The following is a 19,058-nucleotide window of genomic DNA, read 5'->3' on the forward strand; positions in this document are numbered from 1 at the left end:
GAAACTGGAGAACCGGATGACAGCGACAGTCACCACCCGGCCCGCCGTCTCGGTGGCCGGCCTGCGCAAGAGCTTCGGCGGCAGGCTCGTGCTCGACGACATCGACCTGACGGTCCCCGAGGGCACCGTGTTCGCGCTGCTCGGCCCGAACGGCGCCGGCAAGACGACGATGGTGCGGATCCTGGCCACGCTGCTGGCCGCGGACGCCGGATCGGTCCGGGTGGCCGGGCACGACCTGGTCCGCGAGCCGGACGGCGTGCGGGCCGCGATCGGACTGACCGGTCAGTTCGCGGCGGTCGACAGGCTGCTGACCGTACGGGAGAATCTGAAGTTGATGGCCGACCTGCATCGCCTCGGCCGGAGCGCGGGCGGCCGCCGGGTGGCCGGGCTGATCGAGCGGTTCGACCTCGGCGAGTCGGCGGGCAAGCCGGTGCAGCTGCTCTCCGGCGGCCAGCAGCGCCGCCTGGACCTGGCGATGACGCTGGTCGGCAGCCCACGACTGATCTTTCTGGACGAGCCGACCACCGGCCTGGACCCGCGCAGCCGGCACGCCATGTGGCAGATCGTCCGCGAGCTGGTCGGCGAGGGCGTCACCGTCCTGCTGACCACGCAGTACCTCGACGAGGCGGACCAGCTCGCCGACCGGATCGCGGTGCTCGACCACGGCCGGATCGTCGTCGAGGGCACCCCGGCGGAGCTGAAACGGCAGATCCCCGGCGGGCACCTGCTGCTGCGGTTCGCCGACCCGGCCGGGCTCGCGGCGGCGGCGTCGGTGCTGGCCACCGTGCACCGCGACGACGACGCGCTGACCCTGCAGGTGCCCAGCGACGGCGGCGTCGGCTCGCTGCGGACCGTGCTGGCCCGGCTGGACGCGGCCGGCGCCGAACCGGAAAGCCTCACCATCCACACCCCGGATCTCGATGACGTCTTCTTCGCCGTGACCGGCCACCAGGAGTCCCGATGACGACCCTCGCCACCACCTTCGCCGATTCCGCCACGATGTTCCGCCGGCAGCTGCTGCACCTGCGCCGCTACCCCTCGCTGACGATCATGCTGATCGGGCTGCCGGTGATCTTCCTACTGCTCTTCGTGTACGTCTTCGGCGGCACCCTGGGCGCCGGTCTGGGCGGCGGCCGCGCCGAGTACGTCGACTACCTGACCCCGGGCATCCTGCTGTTCACCGTGGCCGGGGCGGTGGCCGGCACCGCGATCTCGGTGGCCATGGACATGAGCGAGGGAATCGTCGACCGGTTCCGCAGCATGGCGATCGCCCGGGCGTCGGTGCTGACCGGGCACGTGCTGGGCAGCCTGGTGCAGATCTTCATCGCCCTGGTGGCGGTGCTCGGCGTGGCCCTGCTGATCGGCTTCCGCCCGACCGCCACCCCGGTCGAGTGGCTGGCCGTGCTGGGCGTCCTGCTCGCCACCGCGTTCGCACTGATCTGGCTGGCGGTGGCGCTCGGGATGGCCGCCGACAGCGTGGAGACGGCCAGCAACACCCCGATGTTCCTGAGCCTGCTGCCGTTTCTGGGCAGCGGCTTCGTCCCCACCGCGACGATGCCGCCGGGGCTGCGCGCGTTCGCCGAGTATCAGCCGTTCACCCCGGTCATCGAGACGCTGCGCGGCCTGCTGCTCGGCTCCGGGATCGGGAACAGCGCTCTGATCGCGCTGGGCTGGTGCGCGGTGATCTCCGCACTGTCATACGTGTGGGCCAAACGTAAGTACAACCAGCGCGCTGCTGGCAAGTGATTTGGCGTAGATCTCTTCCACCCCGGAAAACTTGCACTATGGGAAAGCCTGTGCCGATACTTGGCTGTACCAAGCATTCTCCCGAGAGGTTGCGGCCCGTGAGCGCACCCACCTACGCGGCCCCGGCGCCCAGCCCGGCCAGTCCCCGCCGCGTACCGGTCCGGGCGGTCCACGCCACTCCCCCACGGGTCGCCGGGCAGCGCCGCCACCGGCTACGGATCGCCGCGGTCCTCGCCCTGGTCGCCCTGTTCGGCACCGAACTCCTCCTCGGCTGGAGCTCGCTGGCCGGCGCACTGCACCACCTGCGCCGGCCACACCCCGGCTGGCTCACCCTCGCGGTGCTCGCCGAGGTCGTCTCGATGAACGCGTACGCCCGGATGCAACGCCACCTGCTGCGCTCCGCCGGCGTCCGGGCCCGGATCGTCGACACCGTCCGGCTCGCCTTCGCCGCGCACTCGCTCAACGAGACCCTGCCGGGCGGCGCCGCCTTCTCCACCCGGCTCAACTACCAGCAGATGCGCCGCTTCGGCGCCAGCCCGGCGGTCGCCTCCTGGGTGATCGCGCTCAGCGGCATTTTGTCCTCCTGCGCGCTCGCCGCGATCACCGCCGGCAGCGCCCTCGCCGCCGGCGGCGACGCCGACTGGCGCCACCTGCTCGGCCTGCTGATGGCCACGGTGCTGCTCATCCTCGGCGCCCGGCGGTTGGCTCACAAACCCGACATCGTGCGTACGCCGCTGGCCGCCTTCAACCGCCTGCGCCGCCGCCCCACCACCGACGGCCACGACCGTGTCTCCGCCTTCCTGGGTCAGCTGCGCACCGCGCAGCTGCGCCCCTCGATGGGTTTCGCCGCGTCCCTGCTCGCCGTGCTCAACTGGCTGCTCGACGCGCTCGGCCTGTGGCTCTGCTTCCGCGCCATCGGCGAGCCCCCGCCGTCGATCACCGCCACCCTGCTCGCCTTCTGCGCCGCCATGGCGGCCGGCGGCGTCACCATCGTCCCCGGCGGCTTCGGCATCATCGACAGCGCGCTGATCCTCGGCCTGATCACCGGCGGCGTCGCCACCCCCGCCGCGGTGGCCGCCGTCGTCCTCTACCGCATCGTCAGCTTCGGCTTCATCATCGGCCTGGGCTGGCTCTCCTGGCTCCGCCTCCGCCGGCTGGCCACCCCCACGGCCGCCGACCGCGCACACCCCGATCGGACGGCCGCCGACCGCACGCACCCCGAGCGCTGCGTCCCACCGCGGCGCCGCCGCCCCTCCCGGTGGACCGGCAACCACCCGCGTCGCCCCTCTACGCCCCGCCCCAGCGGCACCCCCTGACCCCGAGCCTCACGTCGCGCGCAGCCACCGGGCGTGAACGCCGGCACAGATCCGCCCGTCAACGGTGGCCGGTTCGTCGAGGAGCACGACCAGCCGGGCGCCGTTCGGCAGCCGATGGATCCGGCCCTGCACGGTTACCGTCGTCAGGCGTCGACGGTCGCAGGCCAGGGGCGGCAACCGTCATGGTCACACCTCGGCCCGCACGAGGCGGGAGCCCGGTTCAAGGCTCGGCCCCGTACTGTTGACAGGCGCCGGACGAGGAGTCATCGTCCGGCGGCGGTGCGGGCGGATCGCAGCCGGTGCGGTCCCGGATGGCGACAGTTGCGAACCCGGGAGGAAGTCATGACGACACAGGATGCGGTCGCACCGGTCTACTCCTTCAGCCCTCGCTTCCATGAGATCGATGGCCAGGGCGTCATGTTCAACATGTGGTACCTGAGTCATGTCGACGAGGCCGTCGATGTGTTCTTCGAGGGCCGGGGCTTGCCGTACCAGCAATGGCACGGTCTGGGTTTCGACGTGCATGTCGTACACGTCGATATGGACTTCGCCGCGGGAGTCCGACGCCACGAGCGCACCGAGGTCCTGATCAGTACGTCCCGGATCGGGTCCACAAGCTTTACGCTGGACTTTGCCTTCCGCCGAGAGGGTCGAACCGTTTGCAGCGGCGGCATCGTCTATGCCACCGTCTCCACCCAGGGGCACGGCACCGTGAAGTTGCCCGATCCGTTGGTGAAGGCGCTCGGTGCGGAAAGCCCGCTGCGGGCCGCACGCCGGCATGCCGGAACGCCGGCCTCTTGACGCGCACTCTCCTCGGCCGAACCATGTCCTTGACCCCCCTTCAGACCGCTGGCCCCCGAAACTTCGGCACGCAGGTCACCATCGATGCCGGTCCCGGGAGGGGACCATGTTCGGCCATCGCGGTTGCACCACCAACAGGCCCATCAGGATGTGCATCGGGAGCACCTGCAGGAAGGGGGCGGAGTCGCCCGGGGACAGCAGAAGGGCCAGCAGCAGAGGGAGTATCAGGAACACCGAGACGGCCGCAATCCGGAACCAGGGCCTCGGCAGACCCGCACCGGATCGCAGAATCGCCAACGCGCCCACGGCCAGCAGGAGCGCAGCGCTCTGCAACGGTAGCGGCCAGAGAACAGAAGTGAGGACCAGACCGAAGAGGTAGAGGGCTTTCGATGCGAAGTGAAGCCCGCCACCGACTTCCGGCGCGCTCAAAGCCGTGAGCGTGGCGACGTCGAGCATGAAATAGAGCAACAGGTGCAGGGACAGCCAGACGCACGATGACGCGTCCGCGATCGAGCGCCGAGGTGAGCTCCAACAAGCTCCGACAGGGGATGCCATGCCCGTGAGCCTAGAGAGCGCGGGCACGCCTGATCATCCCGAAACCAGTGATGTGGATGACGAACCCGCGCGCGTCGCTCGGGTGACGCGCGACAGGTGGTCCAGCAGAGGATGGCGATCCGCGGTCGTGGCGGTCGGGCTACCCGCCGGGACGGTTCGTCAGTCGCTTCAGCCAACGCAGCGTGGCTTCGTCGGTCCGGACCAGGCCGACATCAGGATGGCGAGGTAGCTGCGGTCCTTTCCCGACCAGGGCCAGCGCCGTCGTCGCAGCCGCTGCCCGGGACTGGTCGTCGCCGAGTCGGTCGGCGAGTCGTGCACGTGCGACGTTCCAGCGGAAGATGGCGTCGTCGAACGCCAGGCCACGGTCCGCGCACGCGATCAGCAGCCTGTCCGCTTCCGCCAAGTGGTGCGCGTCGCCGTGTTCGGTGAGTAGCTCGGCAAGCGAAAGTTCCGCCAGACGGCTCGTGCCGTTCAGGGTCGGCCAACGGTCGAGCAGTGTCCGGTAGTGCTGTTCGGCCACGGCAGCGTTACCTTGCGCACGTTCCAGGTCGCCGAGCAGCTCGGTGGCTGACGCCGCCGAGGAGCCGTCGGGGTCGACCTTCACGACGCGGCGATAGAGGTCCCGCGCTCCGTCGACGATGCCGGCCTCGGCCAGGCTGACGGCTTTGATCCGAAGGTATTGGCCGCGGCTCGACGGACGCGCCCTCGCGAGACGCCGTTCGAATTCGGCTTGGGCCGACTCGTGCCACTCCGTCGTCCGGTACCAGTCGGTCGGCATGTCGCTCCTCTCGCCGTGGCCGTGTCGACCCTACGGGCGCCGGCGCGGCTGGCGGGCGCGATTCGGCGGCACGACCGCGGTGACCGGTTCAGTTTCCCGCAGCACACGTCCATCTTCGCGGGCCGCCGGCTTCGCCCTGACCGACGTGACGCAGGAGGTGGCGGCGCGGATCGGCGCCCTGGTGGAAAGGCGGTGCGGGGGCGGGTAGCGGCTTGATCGCTCCACCGATCGGTGGAGCGCGGTCAGCCGCCGGGTCGGGAGGATGAGGGAGCCCGGGACGCGCGGCGGCTTGCGAGACTGTGTCGAGTGCCGACCGTGGGGAGTGAGCGTGGAGCCGCAGGATTCGCCACCCTGGGAGCGGCGGTTCGAGCCGCTGGTCACCGTGGTGCCCTACGGGCTGCTGGCGGTGCTGGCCGCGATGACCGTGGCGCTGGGTCGGGACGTCCGGGTCGATCTCCTGCTCGGCGCGGGGGCCGCGGTCTGGACTCTGGTGCTGTTCACCCTGCGGCCCGGCTGGCGGCGGCGTCCGGTGATCATGGGGGTGTTCCTCGCCGGGCTGATCCTCTTCGGCCTGGTCATGGTGGCCCGCTACCCGTGGTGGGGGTTCTACACCCCGGCGCTGTACTTCTACGCCTTCCGGATCATCGGCTGGCCGCAGGAGCTGTAGTTCGTGGCCGGCGCCGCGACGGTGGCCGGGACGGCGCAGGCCACCGGCGTTGAGTACGGCACCGTGACCGGCTGGCTGACCTGGCTCGCCGTCGTGGCCGCCAACATCGTGCCGATGATCCTGGTGTCCTGGATCGGGGAGATCAGCGCGCAACACCACCGGGCCCGGGAGGCCGCGGTGGCCGAGATCGCCGCCCTGCAGGACCGGCTCGTCGAGCAGGCCCGGGCGGCCGGGGTGCTCGACGAGCGGGCCCGGATGGCGCGGGAGATCCATGACACCCTCGCCCAGGGGCTCACCGGGATCATCACCCAGCTGCAGGCGGCCGAGCACGCCGCGCAGGATCCGGCGGCGTGGCGACGGCATCACGCGGCGGCGACCGCGCTGGCCCGGGAGAGTCTGGCCGAGGCCCGGCGGTCGGTGCACGAGCTGCGGCCGGAGCCGCTGGAGACCGGGCGGCTGGTCGACGCGGTGACCGAGGTGGCGGCCCGCTGGTCGGCGCGGCAGGGCATCCCGGCACGGGTGACCGTGACCGGGCAGGCGATGGTGCTGCGGCCCGAGGCGGAGGTGGCGCTGCTGCGCACCGCGCAGGAGGCGCTGGCCAACGTGGCCAGACACGCGGGCGGGGCGACCCGGGTGGGTCTCACCCTGTCGTACATGGATCGCGAAGTGGCTCTCGATGTCCGCGATGACGGGCCCGGTTTCGACCGGGACCAGGCGCCGGACCATCGGGGCGGGGGTTTCGGACTGGTCGCCATGCGACAACGGATCGAGGCCCTGTCCGGCACACTGCAGATCGAGTCCGCCCCCGGCGCCGGCGTCGGGATCGCCGCCTGCCTGCCCCTGACGACCGCGGAGGTCCACCCGTGAGTGACCCGATCAAGCTGCTGGTCGTCGACGACCACCCGGTCGTCCGGGACGGGCTGACCGCCATGTTCGACCGCGACCCGGAGTTCGCCGTGGTCGGTGAGGCGGCCGACGGCGCGGAGGCGGTCCGGATCGCCGAGGCGGTCGGGCCGGACGTGATCCTGATGGATCTGCGGATGGCCGGGATGGACGGGGTCACCGCGATCACCGAGCTGTCCCGGCGCGGGGTGCCGGCCCGCGTGCTGGTGCTGACCACCTACGACACCGACGCGCACGTGCTGCCGGCGATCGAGGCGGGCGCGACCGGATATCTGCTGAAGGACGCGCCCCGCGAGGAGCTGCTGCGGGCGGTGCGGGCGGCGGCCCGGGGTGAGGTGGCGCTCTCCGCGTCGGTGGCGGCGCGGCTGATGAGCCGGGTGCGGACGCCGGCGCCGACGACCGGGCCGCTCAGCCCGCGCGAGCTGGAGGTGCTGCGGCTGATAGCGGACGGCAACACCAACCGGGAGGCGGCGGCACGGCTGTTCATCACCGAGGCGACGGTGAAGACGCACCTGCTCAACATCTACGCCAAGCTCAACGTGAAGGACCGGGCGGCGGCGGTGGCGGCCGGCTACAACCGGGGGTTGCTGAGCGCGCCGGCCTGACGCCGCAGGTCAGCGACAAGCGCGAGCTCGCGGTCAGCCCACCGGGGCACCCAGATTTCGCTCCCCAAGAGCCTTGCGGAGTACGCCGACGGCAGCGGCCGCCGCGGCCAGAGCCGCCGGGTGAGCACCAGGCCGAGCAGTTGCGCGGCCTCGGCCTCGAAGGTCCGCTCCGCCGCGGTGAGCGCCCCGGCGCCGGCCTCGGTCAGCTCCGGCAACGACGAGCGACGGTCCGCCGGGTTGGGCAGACGCCGGATCCAGCCGCGCGCCTCCAACCGGTCGACCCCCTTGCTGGTCGCGCCGACCCCGATGGCGAACCAGCCGGCCAGGTCGGCCACCCGGGACCGGGGGTGTTCGCGCAGGTAGCGCAGCAACTCGAACTGCCCCAATGAGACCCCGTCGGCGGCGCGCCGCCGGTCGCCGGGGTGCCGCACGTTTTCCAGGCCTTCGCCGGGCACCTGCCGGAAGCGGACGTGGCGCTCGACCGGGCCGCCCTGTTCCTCACCCAGCACCTATCCTGACGGGCGTGGATCCATCGAGTCCCGCCCGGCTGGCGGTCGTCTCCGGCGGCGGCACCGGCATCGGCCGGGCCGTCGCCCGACGCCTCGCCGCGCAGGGCGACCGGGTGGTGATCATCGGGCGGCGCGCCGAGGTGCTGCACCGGACCGCCGCCGCCATCAACGCCGAGGTGCGGCGCCCGGCCGCCACCGAAGACAGCGGAACGCTGCGGCTTCCGGCCGCCGCAGAGAACGGCGGCGCGGTACGGCGCCCGGCCGCCGCGGGAGACAGCGGCGCCGTGCTGCCGATCAGCGCCGACCTGACCGATCCCGATCAGGTCGAGCGCGTCGCGGGCGAGATCGGCCGGCTGGGCCCGGTCGACGTCCTGGTCAACAACGCCGGCGCGATCATCACCCCGCCGGCCGGCGACGGCCTCGGCGCGCTGGCCGCCGCCTGGCGCCACGACCTGGACGTCAACCTGATCACCGCGGTTCTGCTCACCTCCGCGCTGCTGGAGCGGCTGGCCCGGCCCGGCGGCCGGCTCATCATGATCAGCTCGGCCGCCGCCCAGCGCGGCGGTTCCGGCCCGCACTCCGCCGGGTCGTACGCCGCCGCCAAGGCCGCCCTGCACGGGTGGGCGCTCGGCCTGGCCCGGCAGCTCGGTCCGGACGGCATCACGGTCAACGTGCTGGCACCCGGCTACATCGAGGACACCGGCATCTTCCACGGCCGGGACACCCCCGACTTCGTCACCGCCAAGATCGCCGACACCCTGGTCGGCCGCCCGGGCACCCCGGCCGACGTCGCCGCGGCGATCGGCTATCTGGCCTCCGCCGAGGCCGGCTACCTGACCGGCCAGATCATCGGCCTCAACGGCGGCGCTGTCCTGGGTCGCTGAACGGGGGGGCGCCGTCGTGCTGGATGACGTCGACCGCGGTCCGGTGCACGCGCCGCATCGGGACGGCCGGGTGGCGTTGCGCCGGGTCGGCGCGGTGCCGGGCGTGTTGCCGCAGACGGTCGCCCGGCGCTATTCAGCGGCTGCGCGCCGGGTCGCGCTGCGGGTCGTCGCTCTGCCCCGGCTGGAGGCTCGCCGCCGGGTCGCGCTGCGGGTCATCGCTCTGCCCCGGCTGGAGGCTCGCCGCCGGGCCGCGATGATGGATTGTGGCGTGCGCCGTGGCCCCCTGGGCCGGCCTGCTGATCGCCGCCCGCGTGGCGCAGGGCGCGACCGCCGCCCTCGGCGCCGGGCCGGGCGGTTTCGCGGTGCCGTTCTTCACGACCGCGCTGCACCGGGTCGGCCCGGCCGAGACGGGTTCGGCGACCGGCCTGCTCCACACGGTCCAGCAGCTGGGCGCCACCCTGGGCACCGCTGTGCTCGGCACGATCTACCTGCGACAGTCAACTGCCGGCTACGGCGTACGCGACGCCTTCTGCGCCGCGGCCGCCCTGCTCATTCTGACCGGCATCGCCACCCGCCGGATGCTCCCGTCGGAGTCGTCGCGGCCGTGCGGACCGGTCCGCCGCGGTCGTCGCCGAGCGGAAAAGTGTCGGGGGTGGTTGGTAGGTTCGCGCCCTACCCGGCAATCGGAGGAGGCTTCACATGGGTGTCGTGGCACTGCGGCCGCTCGCGGACGCCGACCTGGACGCGCTGTTCACGATGATGCGCGACCCGGAGGCGGTGCGGATGGCCGCCTTCACGGCGAAGGATCCGGACGACCGGGCCGCGTTCGACGCGCACATGGCGAGAATCCGCACCGCCCCGGGCGTCACCCTGCGCGCGGTCACCCTCGACGGCCGCCTGGTCGGCAGCATCTCCAGCTTCCCGATGGAGGGCGACACCGAGATCACCTACTGGATCGACCGTGCGGTCTGGGGGCAGGGCGTCGCCGGCCGTGCGCTCGCCCAGCTCCTCGACCTGGTCCCCACCCGCCCGCTGCACGCCAGCGTGGCCGGCGACAACGCCGCCTCCCTCCGGGTCCTGCAACGCGCCGGCTTCCACATCGTCGGCAGCGCGAGGGGCTACGCGAACGCGCGCGGCGCCGAGATCGAGGAGACCCTGCTGCGACTCGATCGGTAAGCGCAAGCGCCCTCTCCGGCGTAGGAGCGGCATGAGCCGACCGGCCGCGCGGATTCCGCCGCCTTCGACGAGACCACCCGCAACGGACCCGCCGGGCGGCGACCGCGTCGTCACCATCGGCCGCGCCGCCATGCCCCAGGGACCAGGGACCAGGGACCAGCGACCAGCCTGCACCTGGTCGTCTTCGACGAGGGCACCGACACCACCGGCCGCCCTCAGCGGATGGTGACGATCGCCCTGGTGGACGGCAGACCGGTGCCCGGCAAGCTCCGGCCCTGACCGCCGGGGGATCGCCTGGCGTCTGATGGGCCATCGCGGCGGGGCCTCGGCGGCGGGCGAGTGCCGCGGTCAGGCACCGACGGCGGAGGGCGAGCCCGCCAGACACCGACGGCGGAGGGCGAGCCGGTCAGGCACCGGCGGCGTTGGCGGTCGAACTTCGGCGGCGTTGGCGGTCAGGCACCGGCCGCGGAGGCCGTGCGGGCGGCGAGCAGGTCGTCGAAGTGGTCGGTGCACCAGGCGCGGGCGGCGTCGACCAGGGTGAGCAGGCTGCGGCCGAGCGGGGTCAGCGCGTACTCCACCCGGGGCGGGTTCTCGTCGTAGGCGGTACGGTTGAGCAGGCCGTCGCGTTCCATCGCGCGCAGGGTTTCGGCGAGGACCTTCGGGGTGACGCGGCGCAGCGGGACACGGAGCTCGGTGAAGCGGCGCGGGCCGTGCTCCAGGCACAGCACGACCATGGCCGTCCACTTGTCACCGATCTGCAGCGGCATCGCGGTCGTCGGGCAGGCCGGGTCGAACATGTCCGGGCTGAGGCTGGCCGTCATGACCCCGAGCGTACCGCCGGTTTCGTTGCGGTAACCGGGGGTGCGCCGCCTACCGTGCCCGACATGACCAGCATCGTAGTCTTCGGAGCGGGTGGCCGCGCCGGCCGCGCCGTCACCGCCGAGGCCCGGCGCCGCGGGGTGGCCGTGACCGCCGTCGTCCGTGACCCCGCCCGCCATCCCGACCTTCCCGCCGTGACCGGTGACGTCACGGACGCCGCGGGCGTCGCCGCGATCGTCCGTGGGCACGACTCCGCGGTGAACGCGGTGAGCCCCGCGTCCGGCCCGGAGGAGTTGGCGACACTCGACCTGGATCCGGACTTCTTCGCCACGGCCGCCGGCGCGCTCCTCGATTCCGGCGTCCCCCGGGTCGTCGCGATCGGACTGGTCAGCAACCTGGACGGTGCCGATCCGCTGCCCGAGCAGTTCCGGGCGTTCGCCGACGCGCACGCCGCCGGCCTGCGGCGGCTGCGCGAGGCGGACCGCGGCTGGGTCATGCTGACCCCGCCGGCGCTGCTGTCGGCGGAACTGCCCCGCCTGGGCGGTTACCGGCTGGGCGGTGAGACGATCAGCGAAGGCCGACTGTCGTACGCCGATCTCGCCATCGCCGTGCTCGACGAGATCGAGCGTCCCACCGTGGACGGCGCCCGGGTCACGGTGGTCAGCGCGGGCTGATCGTGGTCCGCCCGCCCGGCGTCCCGTACAACCAGAGGGTGCCGGGCGGCGGCGCCGGCAGCGTCCCGCGCAGCAGCTCGCCGAGCGCGCGTCCGAGCTCGGCGATCGGCCCCACGTCGTAGGCGTGGTCGCCGCGGAACACCAGGTGCCAGTCGTCGACCTGGCCCGGGGTGCGGGGCTGGCGCTCGGCCAGCCGGTCCGCGCTGTCCTCGAACAGCTCGGCCAGCTCCTCGCGCTGCCCGGGTTCGAGGCCCAGGGCCACGTCGAAGAACAGGTCACTGAACATGGCCTGCGTGCGCAGCTCCTCGACGCGGGAATCCCACCACGGCGGACGGTGGTCGGGCGGGATCCCCTCGACGTCGCGGAGCAGCTGGGCGAGCAGGATGGCGAGGGCACCGTCGTACGCCCAGATCTCCCGCCTGGGGTCGGGATGATCCGGCGGCGGTGCCCCGTAGCAGCCGATCGACCGGGTTTTGCTCACCGATCCATGGTCGCGTATTCCCGCTCAGGGCACGAGGATCAACCGGATCGGATTGTCCTCCTTCTGGTCGAGGCGCCGGACGGCCTCGGCCGCGTCGGCCAGCGGCACGGTACCGCTCACCGACCGGGAGAATTCCAGCCGGCCGAGCGCGACCAGCGACAACAACTCCAGCACGTGTTCCGGCCCGGACCCGTAGTGCCCCCGGATCTCCTGCGAGAGGTAGCTGAACCGGGTGCCGTCCGGAATGGTCAGCGGCTGGTCGGTCAGCCCGACCAGGGTCAGTTTGCCGCCCTTGGTGAGGGACCGGGCGGCCTGCACGCGTACCGGGGCGACGCCGGCGAAGTCGAATGCGTACGCCAGGCCCGCCCCGCCGGTCGCGGTGCCCATCGCGGCCGCGAACGCCGGATCGTTCGGGTCCAGGGCCAGGTCGGCGCCGAACTGCACGGCCCGCTCCCGGGCCGCTTCGAGCGGGTCGACCGCGACGATCGGCGCCGCCCCGATCGCCCGCAGCAGCTGCACCGCGTGCGCGCCGAGCCCGCCGACCCCCCACACGCCGACCGATCGGGCCGGCTGGACCGCGGCGGTGGCGGTGATCGCCGCCCACGGTGTCGACACCGCGTCGGGGATGAAGCAGGCCTGCTCGTACGACAGGGTGTCCGGAATCGGCACGACGGTGCCGGCCGTGGCGACCGCGTACTGCGCCCAGCCGCCGTCGTAGTCGACGCCGCGGGTGAGCACGCTGCCGTCCGGGGCGTACTCGCCGGCCTGCAGCAGCACCCGCTCCCCCACGGTCAGCCCGGTGACGCCCGCGCCCACCTCGTCGATCACCCCGGCCGTCTCGTGCCCCAGCGTGACGCTGTCCCCGCGCAGGTGCAGCGGCTTGAGCATGCCCTGGATGAGGTGCACGTCGGACAGGCACACCCCGGCGGCCCGCACCGCGATCCGCACCTGCCCGGGTCCGGCGTGCGGCTCGTCCACCTCCTCCACGGCGAACGTCCCGGTCGACACGTTCAGACGGCCAGCGAGCATGCTGCAACACTCCTCAGGTCGGGGATCTCATGATCAGGCCTATCACGGATCGGCCGCGTCAGGGTGATACCAGCGGTATGCCAGAGGCGCGGGTCACGCTCCCCACCATGGATTCCGGCATCTCGGACGACGGCACCGTGATCACCTTCCGGACCGTCGGTACCGGCCCCGGGCTGGTCGTCCCCGGCAGCAACCGCCGCGCCCACCACTACGACCGGCTGGCCGCGCTGCCGGCCGGCAGCCGCACTCCGCCCTACCTGCGCGACATCCTGCCACCGCTGGCCCGGCTCATCCCGGGCGCCGGCTACGAGATCCTGCCCGGCCTCGACCACAACGCCCCGGACCGCAACGCCCCGGAGACGATCCCGGCCCGCCTGACGGCCTTCCTCCACCCCATGATCGCGGCGTACGCGCCACCGCCACCCGCCGCGGAACCGCTGGACCCCGCGACCGTCCACCCACCACGAGATCGGTAGGTCCGCATGCGCGTGACGTACGACAGCGAAGCGAACGCCGCCTACCTCGAGGTCGATGAGATCGCCGACGGCGCCGCCGTCGAGAACGTCGTCGTGGAGCGCCCCGGCCGGGGCGACATCGTTCTCGACTTCGATGCCGACGGACGCGTGCTGGGCCTGGAGGTCATCGGCGCCACGGAACTTCTCCGCGCACCGGTTCTGGACGCCGCCGACCGGCTGTGACGCCCGTTCAGCCCCACCTGCGGCTCTCCCGGTCGGCCCACCAGGTGACAAGCCGGCCCGCGACGTCTGCGGTGTCGAGCCGTCCCGCGGTCTCGCCGAGATGCCGGCGGATCTCGGCATCGAGCCACAGCCGGGCGTCGTCGGCAGCGCCGGCCCCGGCGAGGGTGACCAGGACGGGTCCGATCAGATGGTCGTGGCAGCCGACGGTATCGCCGGACCCGAAGGCGTCGGTGAGTAGCCTGCGAATTTCATGGATGGCTTCGTGGTGGTCGACAGCCATCGCGCGGACCTGCTCGTCGGGATCGTCGGCAAGCTGTGCCGTCAGGTCGGTGACCGCCTGAACGTCCAGGCCCGTAAGCTCGCGGGTGGCCGCGTACAGGGTGTAGTAGCGGGTTTCGTCGTCCTCGTCGTGGCAGAGCCGGATCAGCGCGTCGGCCGCCGGCTTGTCTGCATGGGTGAAGATCGACGGGTGAGCGGAAACGTGTTCCCCGATGCCATCCTGCAGACGGCCCGCCTGACGTTGCGCCCGCCGCACGAGGGTGATGTCGACGCGATCGCGGCCGCCGCCTCGGATCAGGAAACGCAGCGCTGGCTGCCGCTTCCGTTTCCGTACGAACGCGGCCACGCGGTCACCTTCGTGGCCGAGACCGTGCCGGCGGCGCGGGCGAGCGGCGCGGGCCTGGTGCGCGCGGTCGAATGCGACGGCGTCCTGGCCGGCGTCATCGATCTGAAGAAGACCGACTGGCGGCACCGGGCGACGGAGATCGGCTACTGGGCGACACCCGCGGCCCGCGGCCAGGGTGTCATCACCGAGGCGACGGCCGCGCTGTCCCGCTGGGTGTTGACCGGGGCCGCCTTCGAGCGGGTGGTCCTGCGGATCGCGCCCGCCAACGCGGCCTCCGTCCGGGTCGCCGAGAAGGCCGGTTTCACCTTCGAGGGCGTCGCCCGCAACGCCGGCATGGTCCACGGGGCCAGGGTGGACCTGGCGATCTATTCGCTGATCCCGGCCGACCTCACCGCCTGACCGCCGCCGGCCCCGTTCGGCACCGCCGCCCGGCTGCCGGGCTTAGGTAGAAACACCGCTTCGCCCAGCCGGCCGCGCACCTAGCGTCGAGGCATGTCGAACACCGATCCACCGATGCGGCGCGGTCTCGGGATCACCCCGATGGAGACGCGCCGGGACGTCATCGTGCGGGCCGCGACGCTCGCCGACGAGTTGGGCTTCGAGCTGTTCTCGGTGGCCGAGGGCTGGGGTCTCGACGCGGTCGCGGTGCTGGCCGAGCTGGCCACCGTCACCCGCCGGATCACCCTGGTCGCCGGGGTCCTGTCGGTCTGGAACCGGACCCCGGCCACGCTGGCCATGGCCGCCGCCACGCTGCACCAGCTGTCCGGCGGCCGGTTCGTGCTCGGCCTCGGCGCGAGCAGCCCGCAGCTGGTCGAGGGCTGGCACGACCTGCCCTACACGCATCCGGCCGCGCGGCTGCGCGAGGTCACGACGCGGGTCCGGGATCTGCTCCGGGGCGAGCGGGCCGTGACTTGCGGCGCCCGGCCGCTGCGGTTGGGCCAGCCGCCCGTGCCGGATCTGCCGATCTGGCTGGCGGCGACCGGCGAGCGGACCCTGCGCGCCACCGCCGAGCTGGCCGACGGCTGGTTCCCGCTGTATCTGCGCCGGGACCGGATCCGCGAGCTGCGCCCGGCGATCACCGCGAGCCGCCCGGTGACCGTCACGGCCGGGCCGTTCGCCGTCGTCGACCCCGATGTGGACGCCGCCCGCGCCGCCGCCGCGGCCTGCACCGCGCTGTATCTGGGCGCGATGGGCGACATCTATCCCCGCCTGGTCGCCGGGCAGGGTCTGGCCGCCGAGGTCGCCGCGGTCCGCGCCACCCGGGTCGTCCCGGCGCAGGCGCAGCCGCTGCTCGACGAGTTCACCTCCTACGGCACGGCCGAGACCGTGGCCGCGGACCTGGCCCGCTGGGACGAGATCTCCGACGTGACGGTGGTGGTGCTGCCGCCGGGCCTGCCGTGGCCGCGGATGGAGGCGACGATCCGGGCCGCGATGCCGGTCAGGCCGGCCAGCCCGGCAGGCCGGGGAGTTGACGCTCGGCGATCCGGGTGAGCGGGGCCTGGTCGGCGGGATCGAGCTCGGTCCGGATGGTGGAGATCTCCACCATCCCGCCGGTGTCGGCGCGGTCCCAGGCCACCAGCACCGACGACTCCTTCACCGGGATGGCCTGGATGGCCGCGGAGTCGGGCCACCAGGCGGCGGGGCGGCCGAGCACGGTGCGGGGCTGCGCCTCCGGGATCAGTTTCCGGTAGTCCGCGAGCCGGGTGCGACCCTTCCAGACGTTCAGGCGCAGCGAGCCGCTCGGCAGTGTCACCGTGCACTCGTACCACTCGCCGTGCGGGTCGTACGACGTGCTGATGCCTTTGACCGTCCCCGACGCGTCGACGAGGGTGAGGATCTCGGGCCGGTTGATCAGCGGGCACAGCTCGGTCTCCGCTTTGCGGTGCCCCGGGTCGGTCGACTCCGGACACGCCTGGCGGCTGCCGGCCGCGTGCGCATCGGCCGGGCTGCGCCAGCGGCCGAGCAGCATGCCACCGGCATAGACAGCGACGATCACGATGACGACCGCCGGACCGATCCAGGTGAGAAGCCGTCCTCGTCGCATGGCCGAGAGACTACAGGCGGTTAATGGATCGTTCGCGGTGGCCGGTGGATGTTAGGGTTCCGGCGCTTAAGGGGGAGTCCAGTGCCGAAGCTGAATCAGATCATCGCGGTGGAGAAGGGCGTCAAGAGCAAGGCTTTCGCCGATCTCAGCGACGCGCACCACGCCGTGCAGAAGACCGGGCCGCTGGCCGGCATCTCGCGCACCTATCAGCCGAAGGACGAGGAGGGCGAGCAGCTGCCCGCCGAGTCGACCCGGGTGCAGATCAAGGCCGAGGAGATCCTGCGCGACGTCGGCGCCACGCTGACCCGGCTCTTCGACGTGACCGCCACCAAGGACTGGACGAACGGCGTGGCCCGCGCCGACGTGGTCGTCGACGGCCGGACGATCGCCGCCCAGGTCCCGGTGACCTATCTGCTGTTCCTCGAGAAGCAGCTGGTCGACCTGCACACGTTCGTCAAGAAGCTGCCGGTGCTGGACGCCGCCGAGTCGTGGCTGCGCGACGACTCCACGGACAGCTGGCGGACCGAGCCGGTGCGGACCAACCGGACCAAGAAGGTGCCGCGCAACCACGTCAAGGCGGAGGCCACCGACAAGCACCCGGCCCAGGTCGAGGTGTACTACGAGGATGTGACCGTCGGCTACTGGACGACGGTGAAGTTCTCCGGGGCGCTGCCGGCGAAGCGGGTCAACGAGATCCTCGACCGGGTCCTGGCCCTGCAGACCGCGGTCAAGTTCGCCCGCGAGGAGGCGAACAACACCGAGGCCGTCGACCAGCGGGTCGGCGCGGCCGTGTTCGGATACCTGTTCGGGTAACACACAGACTCCCCGTGGGAGCGCGGGGATGCGCCGGCGACGGCGTGAAGCTGACACCTGAAGTTGAAGCTGACACCACCGGTCACAGTGCAGGTTCAAATCCTGCCCCCCGCACCAGGCGCGCGGGGGTAGCCCAAGCCTGGCAGAGGCAGCCGGTATCACACTCAGATTCTCGCTCCAAGGTCAGCATTCACCACTGATCACCAGATCGAGGGGGCCGGGACCACGACTGCGGATGCTGGTTCAACTCCAGTCCGCCGTGCTTCGAACGGCGGTAGTTTAAAGGCAAAACACGTTGTCTTCAGACTGATCCCGCTCTTAAACGTGCTGGTGTGTGCAATTCAGTGGTAAAGAGGGTCCCGGTGGATGGCCATTCCGCCGGGACCCGCCACATGTCAGCCGCGGAACCGGGCGAACTTCTCGATCGCGGCCGGGGTCACCGGGGTGAACAGGTTGACCAGGCCGCCGCTCGGGTCGCGCAGCAGGGTGGACCGGTTGCCCCACGGCATGGTGGTCGGCGCCAGCAGCACCTCGCCGGCGGCGGGGACGGCGTCGACGTCGTCGACCAGGAATTCGGTGATCCGCTCCCCCGCCCGGATGGACGGTGGCACGGTCGCGGCGCCGGCGATCGCGAGGGTGCCGCTGCCGGTGACGATCTCGGCGAAGTCCGCGGTGATCCGGTGCGCGGGCAGGCCGGTGACCTTCTCGTAGAAGTCGATGAGCCGGGCGACGTCGGCGGTGATCACGCGTTGCGAAACGAGGTTCATGCCGAGCAGGCTAGGGCCGATACTGGACAGCTTCCGCCCACTATTGTCAAGGGCGTGACCAGGCCCACCGCCCGCGTGCTGACCCTGCTGGAGCTGCTGCAGTCCGGCGGCCTGCGCACCCTCGCCGACCTGTCCGAGCGCCTGGGCGTCGACGCGCGCACCGTCCGGCGCTACGTCCAGCACCTGGTCGACCTGGACATCCCGGTCGAGTCGGTGCGCGGGCGGCATGGCGGCTACCGGCTGGCCCGCGGGCACCGGCTGCCGCCGCTGATGTTCACCGAGGAAGAGGCACTCGCCGTGCTGCTGGGCCTGTCCGGCGACTCGACGAGCAGCGCCACCGCGGCCGCCAAGCTGCGCCGGGTGCTGCCCGCGCCACTGCAGCGCAAGCTCGACGCGGTCCGCGAGTCACTGACCGTCACCACGCCGGCCGCGGCCGCCCCGGACGGCACCATCCTGCTGACCGTGTCGGCGGCGCTGCGCGACCACCAGCCGATCCGGATCACCTACGGCGGCCGGGAGCGCACGCTGCACCCGTACGGCCTGGTCCGGCACCATGACCGCTGGTATGTCAGCGGCCTCGACCCGGAGATCGGCGCGGAGCGCACCTTCCGGCTGGATCGGGTCGAGGCGGCCCGCCCGCTGCCCGGCACCTTCCCGCCACCCTCCGATTTCGACCCGGCCGCGCGGTTGCTGGCCGGCTTCGCCACGGCCGCTTACCGGCACGCGGTCCGCGTGCGCGTCCAGGCCACCGCGGACCATCTGCGCTCCCGGTTGCCGGCCGGCCTCGCGGTGATCCACGACGACGGCGCCGACTGGGTACGGGTCGACCTGCACGCCGAGCGCCTCGACTGGGTCCCGGCGCTGCTGGCCGCCGTGGACCGCCCGTTCATCATCGAGCAGCCGCCGGAGCTGCGCATCCTGGTCGCCGAGCTGGCCGACCGGCTGGCCGCCGCCTCCCGCCGGCCGGAGCATCCACGTCCGGTCACGCCGGCCCGACGCCGGCCCCGGTCAGACGCCGCCGATCAGACCGGGTCGGGCGTCTCGTCTCCGCTGCCGGGGTGGGCCGCGGGCTCCACCAGCCCGGCATCGCGGCCCCGGCCGGCAGGGCCGGACTGATCGCCGACCGGGCCACGGTCACCGCGGTCGCCACGCCCCGCGTGATCGACAC

At 72.5% G+C, this 19,058-nt stretch carries 27 protein-coding genes and 1 tRNA gene; 17 read left to right on the forward strand and 11 right to left on the reverse strand.

The genetic code is table 11. The features are described from left to right. Positions 1-16: 16 nt before the first annotated feature. The 3 genes from ACSP50_RS22215 (at position 17) to ACSP50_RS22225 (ending at position 3,062) form a co-directional block, all read left to right on the forward strand. Positions 17-964, forward strand: coding sequence for an ATP-binding cassette domain-containing protein (locus tag ACSP50_RS22215; RefSeq protein ID WP_043515071.1), 948 nt, complete (start codon positions 17-19; stop codon positions 962-964). Then, positions 961-1,746 carry an ABC transporter permease gene (locus ACSP50_RS22220; RefSeq protein ID WP_014691519.1) on the forward strand — a complete coding sequence of 262 codons (786 nt, stop codon included), beginning with the start codon at positions 961-963 and terminating at the stop codon, positions 1,744-1,746. The genes ACSP50_RS22215 and ACSP50_RS22220 overlap by 4 nt, the downstream gene beginning before the upstream one ends. Before the next feature lie 98 nt (positions 1,747-1,844). Next, positions 1,845-3,062 carry a TIGR00374 family protein gene (locus tag ACSP50_RS22225; RefSeq protein ID WP_014691520.1) on the forward strand — a complete coding sequence of 406 codons (1,218 nt, stop codon included), beginning with the start codon at positions 1,845-1,847 and terminating at the stop codon, positions 3,060-3,062. A 9-nt stretch (positions 3,063-3,071) separates the two neighbouring features. Here ACSP50_RS22225 and ACSP50_RS44640 read toward each other — a convergent pair whose 3' ends face one another. Beyond that, positions 3,072-3,194: a hypothetical protein gene (locus tag ACSP50_RS44640; protein ID WP_255344698.1), complete on the reverse strand. Its 123-nt coding sequence runs from the start codon at positions 3,192-3,194 to the stop codon at positions 3,072-3,074. Between the two features lie 210 nt (positions 3,195-3,404). Here ACSP50_RS44640 and ACSP50_RS43085 point away from each other — a divergent pair, with 210 nt between their 5' ends. Next, a complete protein-coding gene (locus ACSP50_RS43085; RefSeq protein WP_014691521.1) occupies positions 3,405-3,863 on the forward strand; it encodes a thioesterase family protein in 459 nt (152 codons plus the stop codon). A gap of 75 nt (positions 3,864-3,938) precedes the next feature. Here the strand turns inward: ACSP50_RS43085 and ACSP50_RS22235 are convergent, their stop codons facing one another. Together ACSP50_RS22235 and ACSP50_RS22240 are read right to left on the reverse strand one after the other, a co-directional pair. Then, positions 3,939-4,418, reverse strand: a complete 480-nt coding sequence (locus ACSP50_RS22235; RefSeq protein WP_014691522.1) for a hypothetical protein — start codon at positions 4,416-4,418, stop codon at positions 3,939-3,941. A 139-nt stretch (positions 4,419-4,557) separates the two neighbouring features. Continuing rightward, on the reverse strand, positions 4,558-5,196 hold the full coding sequence (locus tag ACSP50_RS22240; protein WP_014691523.1) for a tol-pal system YbgF family protein: 639 nt from the start codon (positions 5,194-5,196) through the stop codon (positions 4,558-4,560). 328 nt (positions 5,197-5,524) lie between these two features. On the opposite strand from ACSP50_RS22240, the gene ACSP50_RS44110 reads away from it, so the two are divergent. Genes ACSP50_RS44110 through ACSP50_RS22250 form a run of 3 tightly spaced genes read left to right on the forward strand, consistent with a single transcriptional unit; the run spans position 5,525 to position 7,371 of the window. After that, the gene (locus ACSP50_RS44110; RefSeq protein WP_014691524.1) at positions 5,525-5,863 is read left to right on the forward strand and encodes a hypothetical protein; all 339 of its coding nucleotides are present in this window, start codon (positions 5,525-5,527) and stop codon (positions 5,861-5,863) included. A 3-nt stretch (positions 5,864-5,866) separates the two neighbouring features. Then, positions 5,867-6,730: a sensor histidine kinase gene (locus ACSP50_RS22245; protein WP_014691525.1), complete on the forward strand. Its 864-nt coding sequence runs from the start codon at positions 5,867-5,869 to the stop codon at positions 6,728-6,730. Then, entirely contained in the window at positions 6,727-7,371 is a 645-nt protein-coding gene (locus ACSP50_RS22250; protein WP_014691526.1) for a response regulator transcription factor, read from the forward strand. Before ACSP50_RS22245 ends, ACSP50_RS22250 begins: the two co-directional genes overlap by 4 nt. Here the strand turns inward: ACSP50_RS22250 and ACSP50_RS22255 are convergent. Then, positions 7,338-7,880 (reverse strand): MarR family winged helix-turn-helix transcriptional regulator, encoded by a 543-nt coding sequence (locus tag ACSP50_RS22255; protein WP_014691527.1) that lies wholly within the window; start codon positions 7,878-7,880, stop codon positions 7,338-7,340. The genes ACSP50_RS22250 and ACSP50_RS22255 overlap by 34 nt on opposite strands. Positions 7,881-7,894: 14 nt before the next feature. On the opposite strand from ACSP50_RS22255, the gene ACSP50_RS22260 reads away from it, so the two are divergent. After that, positions 7,895-8,764 carry an SDR family NAD(P)-dependent oxidoreductase gene (locus ACSP50_RS22260; RefSeq protein WP_014691528.1) on the forward strand — a complete coding sequence of 290 codons (870 nt, stop codon included), beginning with the start codon at positions 7,895-7,897 and terminating at the stop codon, positions 8,762-8,764. Between the two features lie 133 nt (positions 8,765-8,897). Here ACSP50_RS22260 and ACSP50_RS22265 read toward each other — a convergent pair whose 3' ends face one another. Continuing rightward, positions 8,898-9,245, reverse strand: a complete 348-nt coding sequence (locus tag ACSP50_RS22265; protein ID WP_155123587.1) for a hypothetical protein — start codon at positions 9,243-9,245, stop codon at positions 8,898-8,900. Positions 9,246-9,463: 218 nt separating this feature from the next. Here ACSP50_RS22265 and ACSP50_RS22270 point away from each other — a divergent pair, with 218 nt between their 5' ends. Then, complete coding sequence (locus tag ACSP50_RS22270; RefSeq protein WP_014691530.1) at positions 9,464-9,940, forward strand: GNAT family N-acetyltransferase; 477 nt, start codon at positions 9,464-9,466, stop codon at positions 9,938-9,940. Positions 9,941-10,392: 452 nt separating this feature from the next. Here ACSP50_RS22270 and ACSP50_RS22275 read toward each other — a convergent pair whose 3' ends face one another. Next, positions 10,393-10,761, reverse strand: a complete 369-nt coding sequence (locus ACSP50_RS22275; RefSeq protein WP_014691531.1) for a helix-turn-helix domain-containing protein — start codon at positions 10,759-10,761, stop codon at positions 10,393-10,395. Positions 10,762-10,824: 63 nt separating this feature from the next. Here ACSP50_RS22275 and ACSP50_RS22280 point away from each other — a divergent pair, with 63 nt between their 5' ends. Further along, positions 10,825-11,433, forward strand: coding sequence for an NAD(P)-dependent oxidoreductase (locus tag ACSP50_RS22280; protein WP_014691532.1), 609 nt, complete (start codon positions 10,825-10,827; stop codon positions 11,431-11,433). Here the strand turns inward: ACSP50_RS22280 and ACSP50_RS22285 are convergent. Both ACSP50_RS22285 and ACSP50_RS22290 read right to left on the reverse strand, forming a co-directional pair. Beyond that, on the reverse strand, positions 11,420-11,914 hold the full coding sequence (locus tag ACSP50_RS22285; RefSeq protein ID WP_014691533.1) for a hypothetical protein: 495 nt from the start codon (positions 11,912-11,914) through the stop codon (positions 11,420-11,422). The two genes, ACSP50_RS22280 and ACSP50_RS22285, sit on opposite strands and share 14 nt — an antisense overlap. 24 nt (positions 11,915-11,938) lie before the next feature. Then, entirely contained in the window at positions 11,939-12,943 is a 1,005-nt protein-coding gene (locus tag ACSP50_RS22290) for a zinc-binding dehydrogenase (RefSeq protein WP_014691534.1), read from the reverse strand. Positions 12,944-13,050: 107 nt separating this feature from the next. Here ACSP50_RS22290 and ACSP50_RS22295 point away from each other — a divergent pair, with 107 nt between their 5' ends. Both ACSP50_RS22295 and ACSP50_RS22300 read left to right on the forward strand, forming a co-directional pair. Beyond that, a complete protein-coding gene (locus tag ACSP50_RS22295) occupies positions 13,051-13,419 on the forward strand; it encodes a hypothetical protein (protein WP_155123588.1) in 369 nt (122 codons plus the stop codon). A gap of 12 nt (positions 13,420-13,431) precedes the next feature. Further along, a complete protein-coding gene (locus tag ACSP50_RS22300; protein ID WP_197688074.1) occupies positions 13,432-13,641 on the forward strand; it encodes a DUF2283 domain-containing protein in 210 nt (69 codons plus the stop codon). Positions 13,642-13,648: 7 nt separating this feature from the next. Here ACSP50_RS22300 and ACSP50_RS43480 read toward each other — a convergent pair whose 3' ends face one another. After that, a complete protein-coding gene (locus ACSP50_RS43480) occupies positions 13,649-14,266 on the reverse strand; it encodes a hypothetical protein (RefSeq protein WP_197688257.1) in 618 nt (205 codons plus the stop codon). Here ACSP50_RS43480 and ACSP50_RS22310 point away from each other — a divergent pair. Together ACSP50_RS22310 and ACSP50_RS22315 are read left to right on the forward strand one after the other, a co-directional pair. Continuing rightward, a complete protein-coding gene (locus tag ACSP50_RS22310; protein ID WP_197688075.1) occupies positions 14,162-14,665 on the forward strand; it encodes a GNAT family N-acetyltransferase in 504 nt (167 codons plus the stop codon). The two genes, ACSP50_RS43480 and ACSP50_RS22310, sit on opposite strands and share 105 nt — an antisense overlap. A gap of 93 nt (positions 14,666-14,758) precedes the next feature. Beyond that, entirely contained in the window at positions 14,759-15,757 is a 999-nt protein-coding gene (locus ACSP50_RS22315; protein WP_231956688.1) for an LLM class flavin-dependent oxidoreductase, read from the forward strand. On the opposite strand, the gene ACSP50_RS22320 is transcribed toward ACSP50_RS22315, so the two are convergent. Next, positions 15,705-16,310: a hypothetical protein gene (locus ACSP50_RS22320; RefSeq protein WP_043511935.1), complete on the reverse strand. Its 606-nt coding sequence runs from the start codon at positions 16,308-16,310 to the stop codon at positions 15,705-15,707. The two genes, ACSP50_RS22315 and ACSP50_RS22320, sit on opposite strands and share 53 nt — an antisense overlap. Before the next feature lie 81 nt (positions 16,311-16,391). On the opposite strand from ACSP50_RS22320, the gene ACSP50_RS22325 reads away from it, so the two are divergent. Further along, positions 16,392-17,123: a hypothetical protein gene (locus ACSP50_RS22325; RefSeq protein ID WP_043511938.1), complete on the forward strand. Its 732-nt coding sequence runs from the start codon at positions 16,392-16,394 to the stop codon at positions 17,121-17,123. Positions 17,124-17,145: 22 nt separating this feature from the next. Beyond that, positions 17,146-17,240 (forward strand) — tRNA-OTHER (locus ACSP50_RS42140). A gap of 278 nt (positions 17,241-17,518) precedes the next feature. Here the strand turns inward: ACSP50_RS42140 and ACSP50_RS22330 are convergent. Next, positions 17,519-17,890: a VOC family protein gene (locus tag ACSP50_RS22330; protein WP_014691541.1), complete on the reverse strand. Its 372-nt coding sequence runs from the start codon at positions 17,888-17,890 to the stop codon at positions 17,519-17,521. 54 nt (positions 17,891-17,944) lie between these two features. Here ACSP50_RS22330 and ACSP50_RS22335 point away from each other — a divergent pair, with 54 nt between their 5' ends. Further along, a complete protein-coding gene (locus ACSP50_RS22335) occupies positions 17,945-19,006 on the forward strand; it encodes a YafY family protein (protein ID WP_014691542.1) in 1,062 nt (353 codons plus the stop codon). The last annotated feature ends 52 nt before the right edge of the window (positions 19,007-19,058 follow it).

This window comes from Actinoplanes sp. SE50/110 (assembly GCF_900119315.1).
Lineage (GTDB): Bacteria > Actinomycetota > Actinomycetes > Mycobacteriales > Micromonosporaceae > Actinoplanes.

Excerpts from the sequence above, each read along its gene's own strand:
- ACSP50_RS22215 (WP_043515071.1), top strand. The coding sequence starts at position 17 with ATGACAGCGACAGTCACCACCCGGCCCGCCGTCTCGGTGGCCGGCCTG.
- ACSP50_RS22220 (WP_014691519.1), top strand. The coding sequence starts at position 961 with ATGACGACCCTCGCCACCACCTTCGCCGATTCCGCCACGATGTTCCGC.
- ACSP50_RS43085 (WP_014691521.1), top strand. The coding sequence starts at position 3,405 with ATGACGACACAGGATGCGGTCGCACCGGTCTACTCCTTCAGCCCTCGC.
- ACSP50_RS22235 (WP_014691522.1), bottom strand. The coding sequence starts at position 4,418 with ATGGCATCCCCTGTCGGAGCTTGTTGGAGCTCACCTCGGCGCTCGATC.
- ACSP50_RS22240 (WP_014691523.1), bottom strand. The coding sequence starts at position 5,196 with ATGCCGACCGACTGGTACCGGACGACGGAGTGGCACGAGTCGGCCCAA.
- ACSP50_RS22270 (WP_014691530.1), top strand. The coding sequence starts at position 9,464 with ATGGGTGTCGTGGCACTGCGGCCGCTCGCGGACGCCGACCTGGACGCG.
- ACSP50_RS22275 (WP_014691531.1), bottom strand. The coding sequence starts at position 10,761 with ATGACGGCCAGCCTCAGCCCGGACATGTTCGACCCGGCCTGCCCGACG.
- ACSP50_RS22280 (WP_014691532.1), top strand. The coding sequence starts at position 10,825 with ATGACCAGCATCGTAGTCTTCGGAGCGGGTGGCCGCGCCGGCCGCGCC.
- ACSP50_RS22290 (WP_014691534.1), bottom strand. The coding sequence starts at position 12,943 with ATGCTCGCTGGCCGTCTGAACGTGTCGACCGGGACGTTCGCCGTGGAG.
- ACSP50_RS22295 (WP_155123588.1), top strand. The coding sequence starts at position 13,051 with ATGGATTCCGGCATCTCGGACGACGGCACCGTGATCACCTTCCGGACC.
- ACSP50_RS22315 (WP_231956688.1), top strand. The coding sequence starts at position 14,759 with ATGTCGAACACCGATCCACCGATGCGGCGCGGTCTCGGGATCACCCCG.
- ACSP50_RS22320 (WP_043511935.1), bottom strand. The coding sequence starts at position 16,310 with ATGCGACGAGGACGGCTTCTCACCTGGATCGGTCCGGCGGTCGTCATC.
- ACSP50_RS22330 (WP_014691541.1), bottom strand. The coding sequence starts at position 17,890 with ATGAACCTCGTTTCGCAACGCGTGATCACCGCCGACGTCGCCCGGCTC.